General features: G+C 60.5%; 13 protein-coding genes and 1 pseudogene. 5 read left to right on the top strand and 9 right to left on the bottom strand.

Translation table 11 applies throughout. From position 1 onward, the window contains the following. Positions 1-73 precede the first annotated feature (73 nt). From OU997_RS05505 to OU997_RS05470, 8 genes are all read right to left on the bottom strand, one after another. Positions 74-1,996 carry a PrkA family serine protein kinase gene (locus OU997_RS05505; protein WP_108488555.1) on the bottom strand — a complete coding sequence of 641 codons (1,923 nt, stop codon included), beginning with the start codon at positions 1,994-1,996 and terminating at the stop codon, positions 74-76. Between the two features lie 274 nt (positions 1,997-2,270). Continuing rightward, a complete protein-coding gene (gene glpE, locus OU997_RS05500; protein ID WP_108488556.1) occupies positions 2,271-2,600 on the bottom strand; it encodes a thiosulfate sulfurtransferase GlpE in 330 nt (109 codons plus the stop codon). Beyond that, positions 2,597-3,418, bottom strand: coding sequence for a symmetrical bis(5'-nucleosyl)-tetraphosphatase (locus tag OU997_RS05495; protein ID WP_108488557.1), 822 nt, complete (start codon positions 3,416-3,418; stop codon positions 2,597-2,599). The genes glpE and OU997_RS05495 overlap by 4 nt, the downstream gene beginning before the upstream one ends. Further along, the gene (apaG, locus tag OU997_RS05490) at positions 3,418-3,798 is read right to left on the bottom strand and encodes a Co2+/Mg2+ efflux protein ApaG (RefSeq protein WP_108488558.1); all 381 of its coding nucleotides are present in this window, start codon (positions 3,796-3,798) and stop codon (positions 3,418-3,420) included. Before apaG ends, OU997_RS05495 begins: the two co-directional genes overlap by 1 nt. Before the next feature lie 41 nt (positions 3,799-3,839). Further along, positions 3,840-4,643: a 16S rRNA (adenine(1518)-N(6)/adenine(1519)-N(6))-dimethyltransferase RsmA gene (rsmA, locus tag OU997_RS05485; protein WP_267809358.1), complete on the bottom strand. Its 804-nt coding sequence runs from the start codon at positions 4,641-4,643 to the stop codon at positions 3,840-3,842. Positions 4,644-4,751: 108 nt separating this feature from the next. After that, positions 4,752-5,753, bottom strand: a complete 1,002-nt coding sequence (pdxA, locus tag OU997_RS05480) for a 4-hydroxythreonine-4-phosphate dehydrogenase PdxA (protein WP_267809357.1) — start codon at positions 5,751-5,753, stop codon at positions 4,752-4,754. A 164-nt stretch (positions 5,754-5,917) separates the two neighbouring features. Then, on the bottom strand, positions 5,918-7,156 hold the full coding sequence (locus OU997_RS05475; RefSeq protein ID WP_371920663.1) for a peptidylprolyl isomerase: 1,239 nt from the start codon (positions 7,154-7,156) through the stop codon (positions 5,918-5,920). Positions 7,157-7,190: 34 nt separating this feature from the next. Next, a complete protein-coding gene (locus OU997_RS05470) occupies positions 7,191-9,962 on the bottom strand; it encodes an LPS-assembly protein LptD (protein WP_267809356.1) in 2,772 nt (923 codons plus the stop codon). A 125-nt stretch (positions 9,963-10,087) separates the two neighbouring features. Between OU997_RS05470 and OU997_RS05465 the strand changes: the two genes are divergently transcribed. From OU997_RS05465 to OU997_RS05455, 3 genes are read left to right on the top strand one after another with little or no spacing between them, the layout of a single operon-like run. Further along, entirely contained in the window at positions 10,088-11,104 is a 1,017-nt protein-coding gene (locus tag OU997_RS05465) for an aminoglycoside phosphotransferase family protein (protein WP_267809355.1), read from the top strand. Next, positions 11,101-11,772, top strand: coding sequence for an N-acetylmuramate alpha-1-phosphate uridylyltransferase MurU (gene murU / locus OU997_RS05460; protein ID WP_108488564.1), 672 nt, complete (start codon positions 11,101-11,103; stop codon positions 11,770-11,772). The genes OU997_RS05465 and murU overlap by 4 nt, the downstream gene beginning before the upstream one ends. A gap of 1 nt (position 11,773) precedes the next feature. Beyond that, positions 11,774-12,535, top strand: coding sequence for a TerB family tellurite resistance protein (locus tag OU997_RS05455; RefSeq protein WP_267809354.1), 762 nt, complete (start codon positions 11,774-11,776; stop codon positions 12,533-12,535). Between the two features lie 35 nt (positions 12,536-12,570). Here OU997_RS05455 and OU997_RS05450 read toward each other — a convergent pair whose 3' ends face one another. Next, on the bottom strand, positions 12,571-13,593 hold the full coding sequence (locus OU997_RS05450) for an alpha/beta hydrolase family protein (protein ID WP_108488566.1): 1,023 nt from the start codon (positions 13,591-13,593) through the stop codon (positions 12,571-12,573). Between the two features lie 136 nt (positions 13,594-13,729). Between OU997_RS05450 and rpe the strand changes: the two genes are divergently transcribed. Together rpe and OU997_RS05440 are read left to right on the top strand one after the other, a co-directional pair. Further along, entirely contained in the window at positions 13,730-14,404 is a 675-nt protein-coding gene (gene rpe, locus OU997_RS05445) for a ribulose-phosphate 3-epimerase (protein ID WP_267809353.1), read from the top strand. Next, a pseudogene (locus tag OU997_RS05440) lies at positions 14,401-15,266 on the top strand (phosphoglycolate phosphatase). The gene rpe and the pseudogene OU997_RS05440 overlap by 4 nt, the downstream one beginning before the upstream one ends. Positions 15,267-15,283 lie beyond the last annotated feature (17 nt).

Below are 15,283 nucleotides of genomic sequence, written 5' to 3'. Positions count from 1 at the left end.
CAGGCGCAGTCAGCACAGGGCCGCGTTTGTCGCGCGCCCTGTACCCGCTGGCGGCCTGTCGCGTCAGGCCGCTTTATTGCGATTTACGAACCCGCAGATACCACTCGGACAACAGGCGTACCTGCTTGTCGGTGTAACCGCGCTCGACCATGCGAGTGACGAAGTCGTTGTGTTTCTGTTGGTCCTCCTTGCTCGCTTTGGCGTTGAAACTGATGACTGGCAGCAGGTCTTCGGTGTTGGAGAACATCTTCTTCTCGATCACCACGCGCAGTTTTTCGTAGCTGAGCCAGGTCGGGTTTTTGCCATTGTTGTTGGCCCGGGCGCGCAGCACGAAGTTGACGATCTCGTTGCGGAAATCCTTCGGGTTGCTGATGCCGGCGGGTTTCTCGATTTTCTCCAGTTCCTCGTTGAGGGCTACGCGGTTGAGAATTTCTCCGGTTTCCGGATCGCGGTATTCCTGATCCTGAATCCAGAAATCGGCGTACAGCACATAGCGGTCGAAGATGTTCTGGCCGTATTCGCTGTAGGACTCCAAGTAGGCGGTCTGGATTTCTTTGCCAATAAACTCGATATAGCGCGGTGCCAGATACTCCTTGATAAAACGCAGGTAGCGCTCACGGGTCTCTGCGGGGAACTGTTCCTGCTCGATTTGCTGCTCCAGCACATAGAGCAGGTGCACTGGGTTGGCGGCGATTTCGTGCGGGTCGAAGTTGAAGACCTTGGACAGGATCTTGAAGGCAAAGCGGGTCGACAGGCCGTTCATGCCTTCATCTACACCGGCGCTGTCGCGGTATTCCTGAATCGACTTGGCCTTGGGATCGGTGTCCTTGAGATTTTCGCCGTCATATACGCGCATCTTCGAGTAAACGTTGGAGTTCTCCGGTTCCTTCAGGCGGCTGAGCACGGAAAACTGTGCAAGCATCTTTAAGGTGTCCGGCGCGCAGTGGGCCTTGGCCAGGGAGCTGTTGATCAGCAGCTTGTCGTAGATCTTGATCTCATCGGAAACGCGCAGGCAGTAGGGCACCTTGACGATGTAGATGCGGTCGATGAACGCCTCATTGTTCTTGTTGTTGCGGAAGCTGTGCCATTCCGACTCGTTGGAGTGAGCCAGCAGAATGCCGCTGTACGGAATCGCGCCAAGGCCTTCGGTGCTGTTGTAGTTACCCTCCTGGGTGGCGGTGAGCAGTGGGTGCAGCACCTTGATCGGGGCCTTGAACATCTCGACAAATTCCATCAGGCCTTGGTTGGCGCGGCACAGTGCACCGGAGTAGCTGTAGGCGTCGGCGTCGTTCTGCGGGTATTCCTCCAGCTTGCGGATGTCCACCTTGCCGACCAGTGCGGAGATGTCCTGGTTGTTCTCATCGCCTGGTTCGGTCTTGGCCACTGCGATTTGGTTGAGGATCGAGGGGTAGAGTTTGACCACGCGGAACTGGCTGATGTCGCCGCCGAACTCCTGCAGACGCTTGGTCGCCCAGGGCGACATGATGCTGTTGAGGTAGCGCCGGGAGATGCCGTAATCCTCTTCGAGGATGGCACCGTCTTCAGCATCACTGAACAGCCCTAGTGGCGATTCGAACACCGGCGAGCCCTTGATGGCATAGAAGGGTACTTTCTCGATCAGGTGCTTGAGCTTTTCCGCCAGTGAGGATTTACCGCCGCCTACTGGGCCGAGCAGGTAGAGGATTTGCTTCTTCTCTTCCAGGCCCTGAGCCGCATGGCGGAAGTAGGAGACGATCTGGTCGATGCACTCTTCCATGCCATGGAAGTCGGCAAACGCCGGGTAACGGCGAATCACCTTGTTGGAGAAAACTCTGGAGAGTCGTGGGTCTGTTGACGTGTCGAGCAGTTCCGGCTCACCGATGGCCAGCAACAGGCGTTCAGCTGCCGAGGCGTAGGCGCTGCGATCCTGTTTGCATAGTTCGAGGTACTCCTGGAGGGAAAACTCCTCCTGGCGAGTCGCTTCGAAACGTTGTTGGAAGTGGCTGAATATGCTCATGACTTCACCTCGCTCGATGCGCAGAGCCGGTGCGGGTTCGGTCAGGCGCTTGGTAGCCCCGGTGCGGATGCCGCCGGGTAAAACCCCCAGAACACCAAATAGTCATACCGATGGCCCGATGCCGTTTGGCCGGCTCTACCTTGTTTTGGATGGCCTGAGCTAAAGGATAGTTCGGAATCGGCGAGGTCAAGGGCCGAGCAACGATAACAGGCTATTGCCGCTGCTCGGCAATGCCCGGCAGGCCACAGCTGGTGCGGCCTGGGCGTGGAGAAAATTATTCTTCCGCGCTATGTGCGGTGTCGTTGGGGAACGTCGCGCGCCACAGTTCAAAGCCGCCGTCGAGGCTGTAGACATCGCTGAAGCCCTGGCCGACCAGATAGGCCGCCGCACTCTGGCTGGAGTTGCCGTGGTAGCAGGTAACGATCAGTGGGGCATCAAGATCGGCCTGGGTGATAAAGGCGTGCAGTGAATGATTGTCGAGGTGCTGCGAGCCACTGATATGCCCTGCCGCAAAACTCTGCGGGTCACGGATGTCGACCACCACCGCACCTTGCTGGCGCAATGCTTGTGCCTGCTCGGGGGGGATGCGTTTGAACTCACTCATGCTTGCTCCTTACAGTCGCAGCTGTATTTCTCGCCGCTATCGATATTCATCAGGGTCATGCTTGCGCCCCATACACAGCCGGTGTCCAGGGCGATTACGTCAGGCTCTGGGGATTGTCCTTCAAGCGCCGCCCAGTGGCCGAAGATGATGCGCTGGCCGCGGGTTTTACGCTGTTTGTAACTGAACCAGGGGGCATATCCGGCCGGGGCACTGCCGACGCCTTCCTTGCTTTTCAGATCAAGGGTGCCATCGGCTTTGCAGAAGCGCATGCGGGTGAAATAGTTAGTGATTACCCGCAGGCGCGTCACGCCCTGCAGGTCGCCGTCCCATTTGGCCGGCTCGTTGCCATACATGCCGTCGAGAAACAGCGGCAGGCGCGCGTCATCGCGCAGGGCCTCTTCTACTTCGGCGGCGCGCCGGAGGGCTTTGTCCATGCTCCACTGCGGCGGGATGCCGGCATGCACCAGGGCGGTGTCGCGAGCCTCATCGTAATGCAGCAGCTTTTGCCGGCGCAGCCAGTCGAGCAAATCGGCGGCATCCGGTGCCTCGATGATCTCGCGCAGGGTGTCGCCTTTCTTCAGGCGTTCGATGTTGTGCGCCACGGCCAGCAGGTGCAGGTCATGGTTGCCCAGCACGCAGGTCAGTGCATCACGCATGTTGTAGAGAAAGCGCAGCGTCGCCAGCGATTCAGGACCACGGTTGACCAGATCACCGACCAGCCAGAGCTGGTCCTGCGCAGGGTCGAAGGCCACACGTTCAAGCAGGCACTGCAGGGGTTTCAGGCAACCTTGCAGGTCGCCTACTGCATAAGTGGCCATCAGTGCAGCGAGCCCGGCACCGCCAGGCGGAAGGGCGCGATCACGGCATCGAAGCGTTTTCCGTCCTCGGCGAGCATCTGGTAGCTGCCCTGCATGATGCCGACGCGGGTGGTCATCACTGTGCCGCTGCTGTAGGTGTGGCTGGTACCGGCTGCGATCAGCGGCTGCTGACCAACTACGCCTGCGCCACGGACTTCCTGCACACGGCCATCACCATCGGTGATGACCCAGTGGCGGGACAGCAGCTTGGCCGGCAATTCGCCGTTGTTGCTCACCGTGACGGTGTAGGCAAAGGCAAACCGGTTCTGCTCCGGTTGCGACTGCTCCGGCAGGTAGCGGGTGACGACGCTGACGTCGATGTGGTAACGCGAATCGCTCATGCGTAATTAACTCGGTAGGCAGAAGGCCAGTCTAGCTGCAGTCAGGTGACGTTGGTGTGCTCGGCCAGTTTGTCTGCCAGGCGCACAAACGCAGCGAGGTCCAGTTGCTCGGGACGCAGGCTGCCATCAACACCAGCGGCCTCGATGGCCTCAGCGGGCAGCAGCGCCTTGAGGGTGTTGCGCAAGGTCTTGCGGCGTTGATTGAAGGCTTCGCGCACCACGCGCTCAAGCAAACGGTGATCCTTGGCCGGATGCGGCAGCACCTCGTGCGGCACCAGGCGGACGATGGCCGAATCGACCTTCGGTGGCGGGTTGAACGCGCCAGGCCCGACATTGAACAAGTGTTCCACGCGGCAGTGGTACTGCACCATGATCGACAGGCGGCCCCAGTCGCCACCACCTGGTTCGGCGGCCAGGCGTTCGACCACTTCTTTCTGCAGCATGAAGTGCATGTCGCGAATCAGGGCAGCGTTATCCAGCAGGTGGAAGATCAGCGGCGTAGAAATGTTGTACGGCAAGTTGCCGACCACGCGCAGGCTGTGCGGCGCAGCTTGCAGTTGGGTGAAGTCGAACTTGAGGGCGTCGCCCTGATTCAGCCGGAATCGCGGGTTGTCGCCGAACTGGCCTTGCAGGATCGGTACTAGGTCGCGGTCGAGTTCGATCACGTCTAGCTGCGCGCCGCTGTTCAGCAAGCCTTCAGTCAGTGCGCCCTGGCCTGGCCCGATTTCCAGCATGTGTTCGCTTTCGCGGGCGTGGATGGCGCGCAGGATGCGGTGAATCACCCCGGCGTCATGCAGGAAGTTCTGGCCGAAACGCTTGCGCGCGCGGTGTTGGTACTCGGACATGCAGCAGCTCCAGGCTTCACGCCAGGGGTGTGAAGCGAATGTAACGCGGGTAGAAAGCCCGGCAGTTTAACAGCATTGGCGGCTTGCGCCCTGTGATGGGCGCTGCTGTCAGCCGCTTTTCAGCTGGCTGGCGGTCATTTCATAGGCCGTTTGCAGGGCGACCTGTAGGCTGCCGCAGTCGATCTTGCCGGTGCCAGCCAGGTCCAGTGCAGTGCCGTGATCGACCGAGGTGCGGATGATCGGCAGGCCTAGCGTAACGTTGACCGCTGCGCCGAAGCCCTTGTACTTGAGTACTGGCAAGCCCTGATCGTGGTACATCGCCAGCACTGCATCGCACTGCTCGAGGTGCTTGGGGGTGAACAGGGTGTCGGCCGGCAGGGGGCCGATCAGGTCGATACCTTCGCTACGCAGTTGCTGCAGGGTGGGCTCGATGACTTCGATCTCCTCCCGGCCCAGGTGGCCGCCTTCGCCGGCATGCGGGTTGAGGCCGCAGACCAGAATGCGCGGCTGTGCGATGCCGAACTTCGTGCGCAGGTCGTGGTCGAGGATGCGCGTGACCCGGCTGAGGCGTTCGGGGGTGATGGCGTCGGCCACATCCTTGAGTGGCATGTGCGTGGTCACCAGTGCCACGCGCAGGCCGTGGGTGGCGAGCATCATCACCACCTGTTCGGTGCGAGTCAGTTCGGCGAGAAACTCGGTGTGTCCGGAGAAGGCAATTCCGCCTTCGTTGATTACGCCCTTGTGCACGGGGGCGGTAATCATTCCGGCAAAGTGGCCATCGAGACAGCCCTGGCCGGCCCGGCTCAGGGTCTGCAGCACGTATTGGGCGTTCTGTGGGTTCAACTGGCCGGGGCTGACCGCTGCAGCCAGAGGCGTGTCCCAGACATACAGGCTACCAGCGGGCGCTGCATGGATTGGCCAGGTCTCGGGTGCGACACGGATCAGGTCAATGTTTAGGCCAAGCATGTGCGCGCGCTCAGCCAGCAAGTCGCGACTGGCAATGGCGATCAGGGCATGCGGCTGCGCTTCACGGGCCAGCAGCAGGCACAAGTCAGGGCCTATTCCGGCAGGTTCACCGGGGGTCAGGGCAAAGAGACGGGCAGTGTTCATCGACGGGTGCTCTCGAGGGTGTCAGCGGGCGTCATTGATTAGGTGCGCTGCATTATGCGTCGTTACAAGGACTTGGCGCAGTTAACTACACGCTCAGAAAAAAGCCCGGTTATGCATGGGCATAAACCGGGCTTGATCTGTCGCGGGGCGAGTGGCCATGCCTGTCAGAGTTTGGTCTCGACGTAGGCTTCATCACGAATTTGCCGCAGCCAGGCCTGCAGCTCTTCATCGTACTTGCGGTTGCGCAGTACGGTCATGGCTTGCTGCTCGCGGAACTGTGCGCTGCTGTCTGTCGCGCGACGACCCATGACTTCCAGCACATGCCAGCCGTAAGGGCTCTTGAACGGCTTGGACAACTCACCTGCCGGCGTGTTGTTCATCACTTCGCGGAATTCTGGGACCAACGCGCTCGGGTCGATCCAGCTCAGTGTGCCGCCATTAAGTGCGGAGCCTGGGTCTTCGGAGAAGTTCTTTGCCAGCTCGGCAAAGTCTTCGCCCGCCAGGATGCGCTGGTAGAGGCGCTCAACCAGGCGCTTGGTCTCGGCTTCGCTGCGGATTTCGCTGGGTTTGATCAGGATATGGCGCACATTGACTTCGTCGCGCACCTGATTGCCGCCTCCGCGCTTCTCCAGCAGTTTGATCATGATAAAACCACCCGGTGTACGCACCGGCTCGGTCACCTGACCCACTGAGAGCGCTGCAATCATGTTGTCAAATGGCGGTGGCAGCTGTCCGGCTTTACGCCAGCCCATTTCGCCGCCTTCCAGTGCGGTCTCGCTGGCCGAGCGTGCAATCGCCAGCTGGGCGAAGTCCGCCCCCTGTTGCAGTTGCTCGTACAGTTCACGTGATTGCCGGTCGGCGGCCTGGATTTCCTCAGAGGATGCCCCTTCGCCGACCGGGATCAGGATGTTGGCCAGGCGGAACTCTTCGGACAGCTGCATCTTGCCTAAGTCCGAGGCGAGGAAGTTCTGCACTTCCTGGTCGGTAACCTGAATACGCTCGGCCACACGGCGTTGGCGCACGCGGCTGATGATCATCTCGCGACGAACCTGGTCACGCGCATCATTGTAAGACAGCCCGTCCGCAGCCAGTGCTGCGCGGAACTGCTCGATGCTCATGCCGTTGCGTTGAGCGATGGTGCCAATGGCCTGGTTCAGCTCTTCGTCAGTGATGCGAATGCCGGAGCGTTCGCCGATCTGCAGCTGGATGTTCTCGATGATCAGGCGCTCAAGCACCTGCTGGCTCAATACATGCTCAGGCGGTAGTGCGGCACCGCGCTGGGCGATGGTTTGCTGCACTTCACGCAGGCGTGAATCGAGCTGGCTTTGCATCACCACATCATTATCGACAATCGCCACAACGCGGTTGAGCGGTTGTACCTCAGCGTGTGCCGCAGTACCCATAAACAGCGCGCCCAACAGCAGGGGGCGCACGCAATCAGAAAGCTTTGTCTTCACGTTCACGATAACCTTGAATGCCTTGGTCGAGGAAAGTCTCAACTTTATTGCCGACTACACCACCCAGACCTTTGAGCACGATCTGCAGGAAAATCCCACGATCTGCCTGGTCGTTCAGCGATGGGCTCAGGCTGACTTCGTCGTAGTCAATCCAGTAGCGGTTGATCAGACGCAGTTTCCAGCAGCAGCTGTCATATTCGAAGCCGGCGAATGCCTCCAGCGTGCGGTTGCGACCATAATCATATTGCCAGCGGGAGATTGCGCTCCACTGCGGCACGATCGGCCAGATAACCGAGAAGTCATGTTGGCTGATCTTGTAGTAGTCCTTGATGTAATTTGCGCTGCCAGGCGTACCGTAGTCGCCACCGCCCACAACCCAGTTACCGGTCGCTTCGTCATAGCGCACGGTGTCGTTGCGATAGCGATAGCCAGCGTTGACCACCTTGTTCGGGTTGTCTTCTGGTTGGTAGTGGAACATCGCGCTACCCGAGCGCGTGCTGCCGCTATCCGGATCCCAGTTGAAGTCCGATGAGAAGCGCCAGTCGCGGTTAAAGCGGTAGAGATACTCAAGGGCGTAAGGCGATACCGATGCAGTCGAGTCACTGCGTGTGCGGTAATCGATGCCGGGCAGCTGCACCTGGCGGTCTTCGAAGTAGAAGGCCTGGCCGATACTGAAGCGCTGACGCTCAAAGCCATTCGGCTCAATCCAGCGGTTGGTTACGCCCAGCGACAGTTTGTTCTCGTCGCCGATACGGTCCTTCCCGGAAAAGCGGTTTTCACGCCACAGCGAGGAGTAGCTGAACGTGCTCTCGCCAGTGTCGAAAATTGGGATATCGGTCTGGTCTTCTTCTGGCACATAGAGGTAGAACAGGCGCGGCTCGAGGGTCTGCCGATAGGACTTACCGAACCACTGGGTGCTGCGGTCGAAGTACAGGCCGCTGTCCAGGCTAAACATGCCAACACTGCGGTTCTGGTTGCCTTTATATGTCTGTTCGGCAAGCAGGGTGTTCTTACCTTGCTGATCGAGGGTCAGATCGTAGCTGGTTTGCAGGAACTTGACCTGAGGTGTGATAAAGCCCCAGTTCCAGTTGAGTGGCAAACTGACGCCAGGCTCTACATGCAGGCGTTCACCATTGGCACGGGCCAAGCCTCGCAGGCGGGTGTCGTACCATGGCTGTTCAACTACGCCGTCCTCATTAATGAAGTTGCCTTTACGCAAGCTGCGGTCGAAACGCACATATTCCGTGCCGTAGCTGAAGTTCACTCCGGCCGGCTTGAATGGCAGTACACCATCCAGCGTCAGCTGTGGCAGGCGGTTGTAAGGGGTAACATCAGTGATATTGGCCAGTTCATAGGCGTGTGCGTTCAACCGCGCGGTGTAGCTGTCGCCTCGATAGGTCAGGGTGCCGCGTTGGTCCACATAGCTGGTCGCGCCAATGCCCAGGTCGGTATTCAAGTCCTGGAAATAGTACGGGTCGCTGATGTCGGTGTAATCGACCTCAGCCAGCAAACGCGAGGTCAGGCCGGTCTTGTGCTGCCAGCTGTACATCCAGCGCTGATCTTCGTACTCGGACTGCAGTTTGCGGTCGTCGTTGCTGTCGTCGAGGTAGGCTGCGCCGAACTGGCCTTCGCTGTTCTTGGTGAGGTAGCGAAATTCGCCTTCCATCAGCAAGCCGCGATCGCTCATGTAGGTCGGATACAACGTGGCGTCGTAGTTTGGCGCCAGGTTGAAGTAGTAAGGCGTTTGCAGGGTCAGGCCGTTGTCGCTGGAGCTGCCGATGCTGGGCGGCAGGAAACCGGACTGACGACGATCATCGATCGGGAAGTAGATATACGGTGTATAGAACACCGGAATATTCTTCACCCGCAGGGTCACGTTGGTCGCGGTGCCAAAACCGGTGGCCGGATTCAGGGTGATGTTGTTGCCCTTCAGGTGCCAGGCGTTGCTGCCCGGTTCGCAGCTGGTGTAAGTGCCGTCTTTCAGGCGGATGATCGCGCTTTCTTCACGTTTGGCGTAGAGCGCGTTGCCGCGAATATGGCTCTTGTGCAGGACGTATTCGGCGTTGTCGACCTTGGCTTCACCGTTGTCCAGTTGCAGCTCTGCACGGTCACCCACCACCAGCATGCCCTGATCACGCAGGCGTACATTGCCGACCAACTCACCACGGTTTTCCGCCTGGTGCAGGTTGGCTTCGTCTGCCTCAACCTGCATACCCGCTTGGCGTACGACGACATCACCGGCGAGGGTGGCAATCTGTTGCTCTTGCTGATAGCGCGAAGCCTTGGCCGATACGAACATCGGCGCTTCGTCCATTGGCGTCTTGTCGTCCATGCCTGGCCGAATCGGCTCTACATACGCACCGGCGCAATAGGGGCCGGCTTCTGCCAGCTGGGCGGCGGTGAGGTTTTCACGCGGCACCCAGTCAAGGTGGCTGTAATCAGTGCTGCGTGAGGCCAGGCCTTTACCAAGGCTTTCGGTCACCAGCGTGGTTTGCGCTGCTTGGCTCTCGCCAGGTGCAGTGCTGCCATCAGCGGTCTTGCTGCTGGCAACCGAATCACGTTGTACTGGCCGGGCGGGCAGTGCAGCATTGCTGGCTTTCGGGGCGCATGCCCAGCCGCCGGAGGCGGAAACCTGGCAATCATACTGCTCGGCAGCGACGGCAAAAGGGACGGCTACAGGCTGTAGCGCCAGAAGGCTGCCAGTAACCAGTAGAGGGAATTTTTTACGAAACGCGGGGTATTTTACTGCCATCTTATTTTTTCCGGGCTTCCTGCGCGCCATTGGCCCTGAGGCCGCACGCCTCTCGATGGGCTTGAAAAGATGCTGGATAATAAAGCATGACCCGCGCAACGGCTAGCGCCGTCGGAGACCTTGTAATGCCTGATGAAGATGTACGCCTGAAACTCCTCGAAAACTGGCTGGATCAGCAGCTGCCTGGGCTGTTTGCCGAGCAGGGCTGGGGTGCTGTGCCCGCTGCCACCCTGACGTCGGCTAGCAGTGATGCCAGTTTTCGCCGCTATTTTCGCTGGCAGGGGGCGGGGCGTAGCCTGATTGTGATGGATGCGCCACCGCCGCAGGAAGATTGTCGGCCCTTCGTCAAGGTTGCCCAGTTGCTGGCTGAAGCACAGCTCAATGTGCCGCAAATTCTCGCTGCGGATCTCGAGCGAGGTTTTTTGCTGCTCAATGATCTGGGGCGGCAGACCTATCTGGATGTGATTAATGAAGGCAACGCGGATGAGCTGTTTGCCGATGCCATGCAGGCACTTTTGGCTTTCCAGCAGCTGTCGATGAACACGCCATTGCCCAGCTATGACGATGCATTGCTGCGTCGTGAACTGCAGCTGTTTCCTGAGTGGTATGTACAGCGTCACCTGGGCGTGACGTTGACGGCTGCGCAGTTGGCGCTCTGGCAGCGCGCCAGCCAGGTGCTGATTGACAGCGCCCTGGCGCAACCCAAGGTGCTGGTGCACCGTGACTACATGCCGCGCAACCTGATGCGCAGCGAACCGAACCCCGGCGTGCTGGACTTTCAGGATGCGGTCTACGGTCCAGTGACTTACGACATCACCTGTTTGTTCAAGGATGCTTTCCTCAGCTGGCCTGAGGTGCGTGTACGCAGTTGGCTCGAACAATATTGGCAGCAGGCGCGCACTGTTGGTGTGCCGGTTCAGCCGCAGCTTGATGACTTTCTGCGCGCCAGCGACCTGATGGGGGTGCAGCGCCACCTCAAGGTGATCGGCATATTCGCGCGGATCTGCCACCGTGATGGCAAGCCCAAGTACCTGGGGGACGTGCCGCGTTTCTTCGCTTATATAGAAGGGGTGCTGGCGCGGCGCCCTGAGCTGGCCGAGCTGGGTGAGCTGCTGGCCAGTTTGCCGCAGGAGCCTGTATGAAGGCGATGATTCTGGCTGCAGGCAAAGGTGAGCGCTTGCGGCCGTTGACCCTGCATACGCCGAAGCCGCTGGTGCGTGCTGCTGGTGTACCGTTGATCGAATACCACGTCCGTGCCTTGGCGGCCGCCGGGTTTACCGAGCTGGTGATCAACCATGCCTGGCTTGGGCAGCAGATCGAGGATTACCTGGGTGATGGTGCGCGCTTTGGTGTGCGCATTGCCTATTCCGCTGAAGGCGAGCCCCTGGAAACCGGCGGTGGGATTTTCAAGGCCCTGTCGTTGCTTGGCGATCAACCCTTTGTGCTGGTCAATGGCGATATTTTCACCGACTACCCCTTTGCCGAGTTGCGCCGCCCGTTAAGCGGTTTGGCTCACCTGGTGCTGGTGGCCAACCCGACGCATCACGCGAGCGGTGATTTCTGCCTGCAGGGCGAGCGGGTCAGTGATGTCCAGGCGGAGGGAGTCAACCTGACCTACAGCGGCCTGGCGGTATTGTCGCCTGCGTTGTTTGCCGAGTGTCAGCCTGGGGCGTTCAAACTTGCGCCCTTGTTGCGCCAGGCCATGACTGCAGGTCAGGTCACCGGTGAGCAGTTTGCCGGGTGCTGGGTGGATGTGGGCACGCATGAGCGCCTGGCTGAAGTCGAACGATTGCTTGAGACGCGGGCTTAAGATGATTTGGCCCGCCACCTTGTTGGGTGCTGTTGCCGGGCTGGCGGTGGCCAGTATTCCTGGAGCCATGCTCGGCGGTTTGCTCGGTCAGGTGCTGGATCGGCGGCTGCGGCTGCAGTCCTGGGCGGCGCTGCGTGAACGCCTGGGTGGTCGGGCGGCACCGCGCGATGAGTGGCTGCTGTTTGTGCTGCTCGGGCGTTTGGCGAAAAGCGGTGGGTGTGTGCTACCTGCACATATCCAACAGGCGCGGGCAGAGATGCAGCGGCTGGGTTTGAGTGCCGAGGCGCAGCGTCAGGCGATTGAAGCGTTTGCGCAAGGCAAGACCGGGCGCGATAGCCTGCGTGGGCCGTTGCGCCGTCAGCAGGCGCGGGCTGAAACCCTGCTGCGCGCCTGTTGGCGGATGGCCTGGGCCGATGGTCAGGTCAGTCAAGCGGAGCGTGAGCTGATCATGCTCTGGGGCAAATGGTTGCAGGTTTCCTCGGCAACCCAAACGCAGCTGAGTGACGCTTGTGCACCACAGCAAGGCCCGCTGGTGTCGACGGCCAGCAACGCCTATCAGCGTGCCCTCACGTTATTGAATGTAACTGCCGATGCCGAGCCTGCGCAGATCAAGCAGGCGTACCGGCGTTTATTGAGCCGCCACCACCCGGACAAGCTGGCGGGCAGCGGCGCAACGCCTGAGCGTGTGCGCGAAGCCACCGAACGCACCCGTGAATTGCACCAGGCCTATGACCTGATCCGCCAACGTCACGGTTTTCGCTAGGCCTACTGTGGCGCGGCAAGGGCTGCGTGGCCGGATTACTTCGCCTGCAGTTTTAGGGTCAGCCAGCCTTTGATGCGCCGATAAAGCTGTTCCTGTTCGGCCTCGCGATTGCCCGGCAGCGCCTTCATGGCCACCTGGATATAGGCTGGATGCTTCTGCCGTTTGCCCGCTTGTGAGCGTTTCAGTGCTGCCTGGCGGTCAGCGACCTGGTCCTTGTAGTAAAAGTCGCCTGTGGCCAGCTGCAGTTGCGGAATCAGCTCATCCAGAGGAGGCGTGAAACCTGCGGGCAGTTCGGCGGCGACCAGCAGCAGGTTGCTGACCTTGGCCGGCTTGCGTTCGGCCAGGTAGCGCGCGGCCCAGTAAGCGCCGCTACCATGGCCGAGCAGAACGATGGTTTTGGCCTGTTGCTGTTCGGCAAAACCAATACTGGCTTCAATGCGTGCCAGGACGCGTTCGGCATGCGTCTTCTGCCGCGCTTCCGGGCTTGGCGTTGCGCTGGCAGCGGGCGTGCTGGCTGCAGCTGCGGATGCGTCCGTTTCGGCTGGCGCTTCAGTTGGTGCGGCTTCGCTGGCAGGTGCGCTGTCGGTGTTGGCCTCCGTGTCGGTTGCGGCGGGTGTGGCGGACTCCGTTGCGACGTCACGCAGGGGAGGGGCATCGCTGTTGGGGTCCGGCAGAGTCAGGCTGAGACTGTGCCAGCCGCCATTGGGCAGCTTGCGGCGCAGTGGGCCAACGCCCTGCGGCCAGTCGGCATTCTCATCATCGCCCGGTACGAGAATCACTGCTCCACTGGGGTCGGCGACATTGGCAGGTAACCAGAGGGCCAGAAAGCGTTCATCGCCCGCCTGCAGTTGCTGCTGTTCCTTCTGCTCCAGACGTTGCTCCAGCGCAGTGGCATCCACTTCGCTGCGCTCGGGTAGGGGGGCGCGGACTTCTGCCGCAGGTGCGGGTGAACTGTCGGTGGTTGCGGGGGCTTCTTCTGTGGGCGTTTGTTCTTCCGCCTGCAGTGGGCTGATCGATAGCAACAGGCTCAGGGTCAGGGCGGCGTGGCGCGAAAACATGGGGTTCTCCGGCGAACATCGTGTTTCAGCAGCCTAGCCTTTTCCGCTCGGCTTTGTCAGGTGTCGTTCACGCACGCCAGGCCTTGGATCGGGCTGGTACAATGCGCGCCTTCCGTGAATACCACCGAGGTGCGTCATGCAACCCTTCGCCATTGCTCCGTCGATTCTGTCTGCCGATTTCGCCCGCCTGGGCGAGGAAGTGGACAAGGTGCTCGCCGCCGGTGCCGACATCGTGCACTTCGATGTGATGGACAATCACTACGTGCCCAACCTCACCATCGGCCCGATGGTCTGCGCGGCGCTGCGTAAATACGGCATCACCGCGCCGATTGACGCGCACCTGATGGTCAAGCCGGTTGACCGCATCATCGGCGACTTTATCGAGGCCGGTGCCACGTACATCACCTTCCACCCGGAAGCCAGCGAGCATATCGACCGCTCGCTGCAGCTGATTCGCGACGGTGGTTGCAAGGCCGGTCTGGTGTTCAACCCGGCCACCCCGCTGGAGGTGCTCAAGCACGTCATGGACAAGGTCGACATGATCCTGCTGATGAGCGTCAACCCAGGTTTCGGTGGGCAGAAATTCATTCCCCATACCCTAGATAAACTCAAGGAAGCTCGCGCGCTGATCGACGCCTCTGGTCGTGAAATCCGTCTGGAAATCGACGGCGGGGTGAATGTACAGAATATCCGTGAAATCGCAGCTGCCGGTGCGGACACCTTTGTCGCAGGCTCGGCGATCTTCAACCAGCCGGACTACAAAACGGTGATCGACGCGATGCGTGCCGAATTGGCTCAGGCTCGCGGATGAGTTTGCTGCGCGGGTTGTTTAACGGCGAGTTGCCGCGCCTGGTGATGTTCGATCTGGACGGCACCTTGGTCGATTCGGTGCCGGATCTAAGCGCCGCCGTCGATAAGACCTTGCGCGGGCTTGGCCTGCCGGCAGCAGGCATCGAGCGGGTGCGCGACTGGGTGGGCAACGGCGCGCGGGTGTTGGTACGCCGTGCCCTCGCGGGCGGCCTGCAACATGAGCATATAGATGAGGCTCGAACCGAACAGGCGCTGGAGCTGTTTATGCAGCACTACGCCGAAAACCACGCGCTGACCCAGGTCTACCCTGGCGTGCGGCCAACCCTGGACTGGCTGCGTGAGCAGCAGGTCGAGCTGGCGATTGTCACCAACAAGCCCGAGCGCTTTGTCGCGCCGTTGCTCGATGAAAAAGGCCTCGGCGGTTATTTCCGCTGGATTGTCGGGGGCGACACTTTGCCCCAGCAGAAGCCTGATCCGGCGGCGCTGCGGCATGTGTTGCAGCTGGCGCGTGTGCCGGCTGCTCAGGCGCTGTTTGTCGGTGATTCCCGCAATGATGTGCTTGCAGCCAATGCCGCCGGGGTACCTTGCGTAGCGCTGAGTTATGGCTACAACCATGGCCGGCCGATTGCCGAGGAGCACCCGGCGTATGTGCTGGATTGCCTGAGCGGCCTGCTGCGTCCCGCCGAGCCTGTGCTTTTGCCGGGTCTTGCGGGTTGATTCGCTTTCGGCCCTGCGCTAGTGTGGCCGCAGTTCACTCCCGCCTGAATTAAGAGAGTTTCGTGGTGGTCACCTGCACGCGCTGGTCGGCAAGCACCGACATGAAAATCATCAAGGCACTGGCCCGTTGGCGCTGGCGCCTCTGACCTGATCTTGGCTTTAA

The sequence above is a fragment of the Pseudomonas sp. SL4(2022) genome (assembly GCF_026625725.1).
Classification (GTDB): domain Bacteria; phylum Pseudomonadota; class Gammaproteobacteria; order Pseudomonadales; family Pseudomonadaceae; genus Aquipseudomonas.
This window is presented reverse-complemented; position numbering and strand designations above follow the sequence as displayed.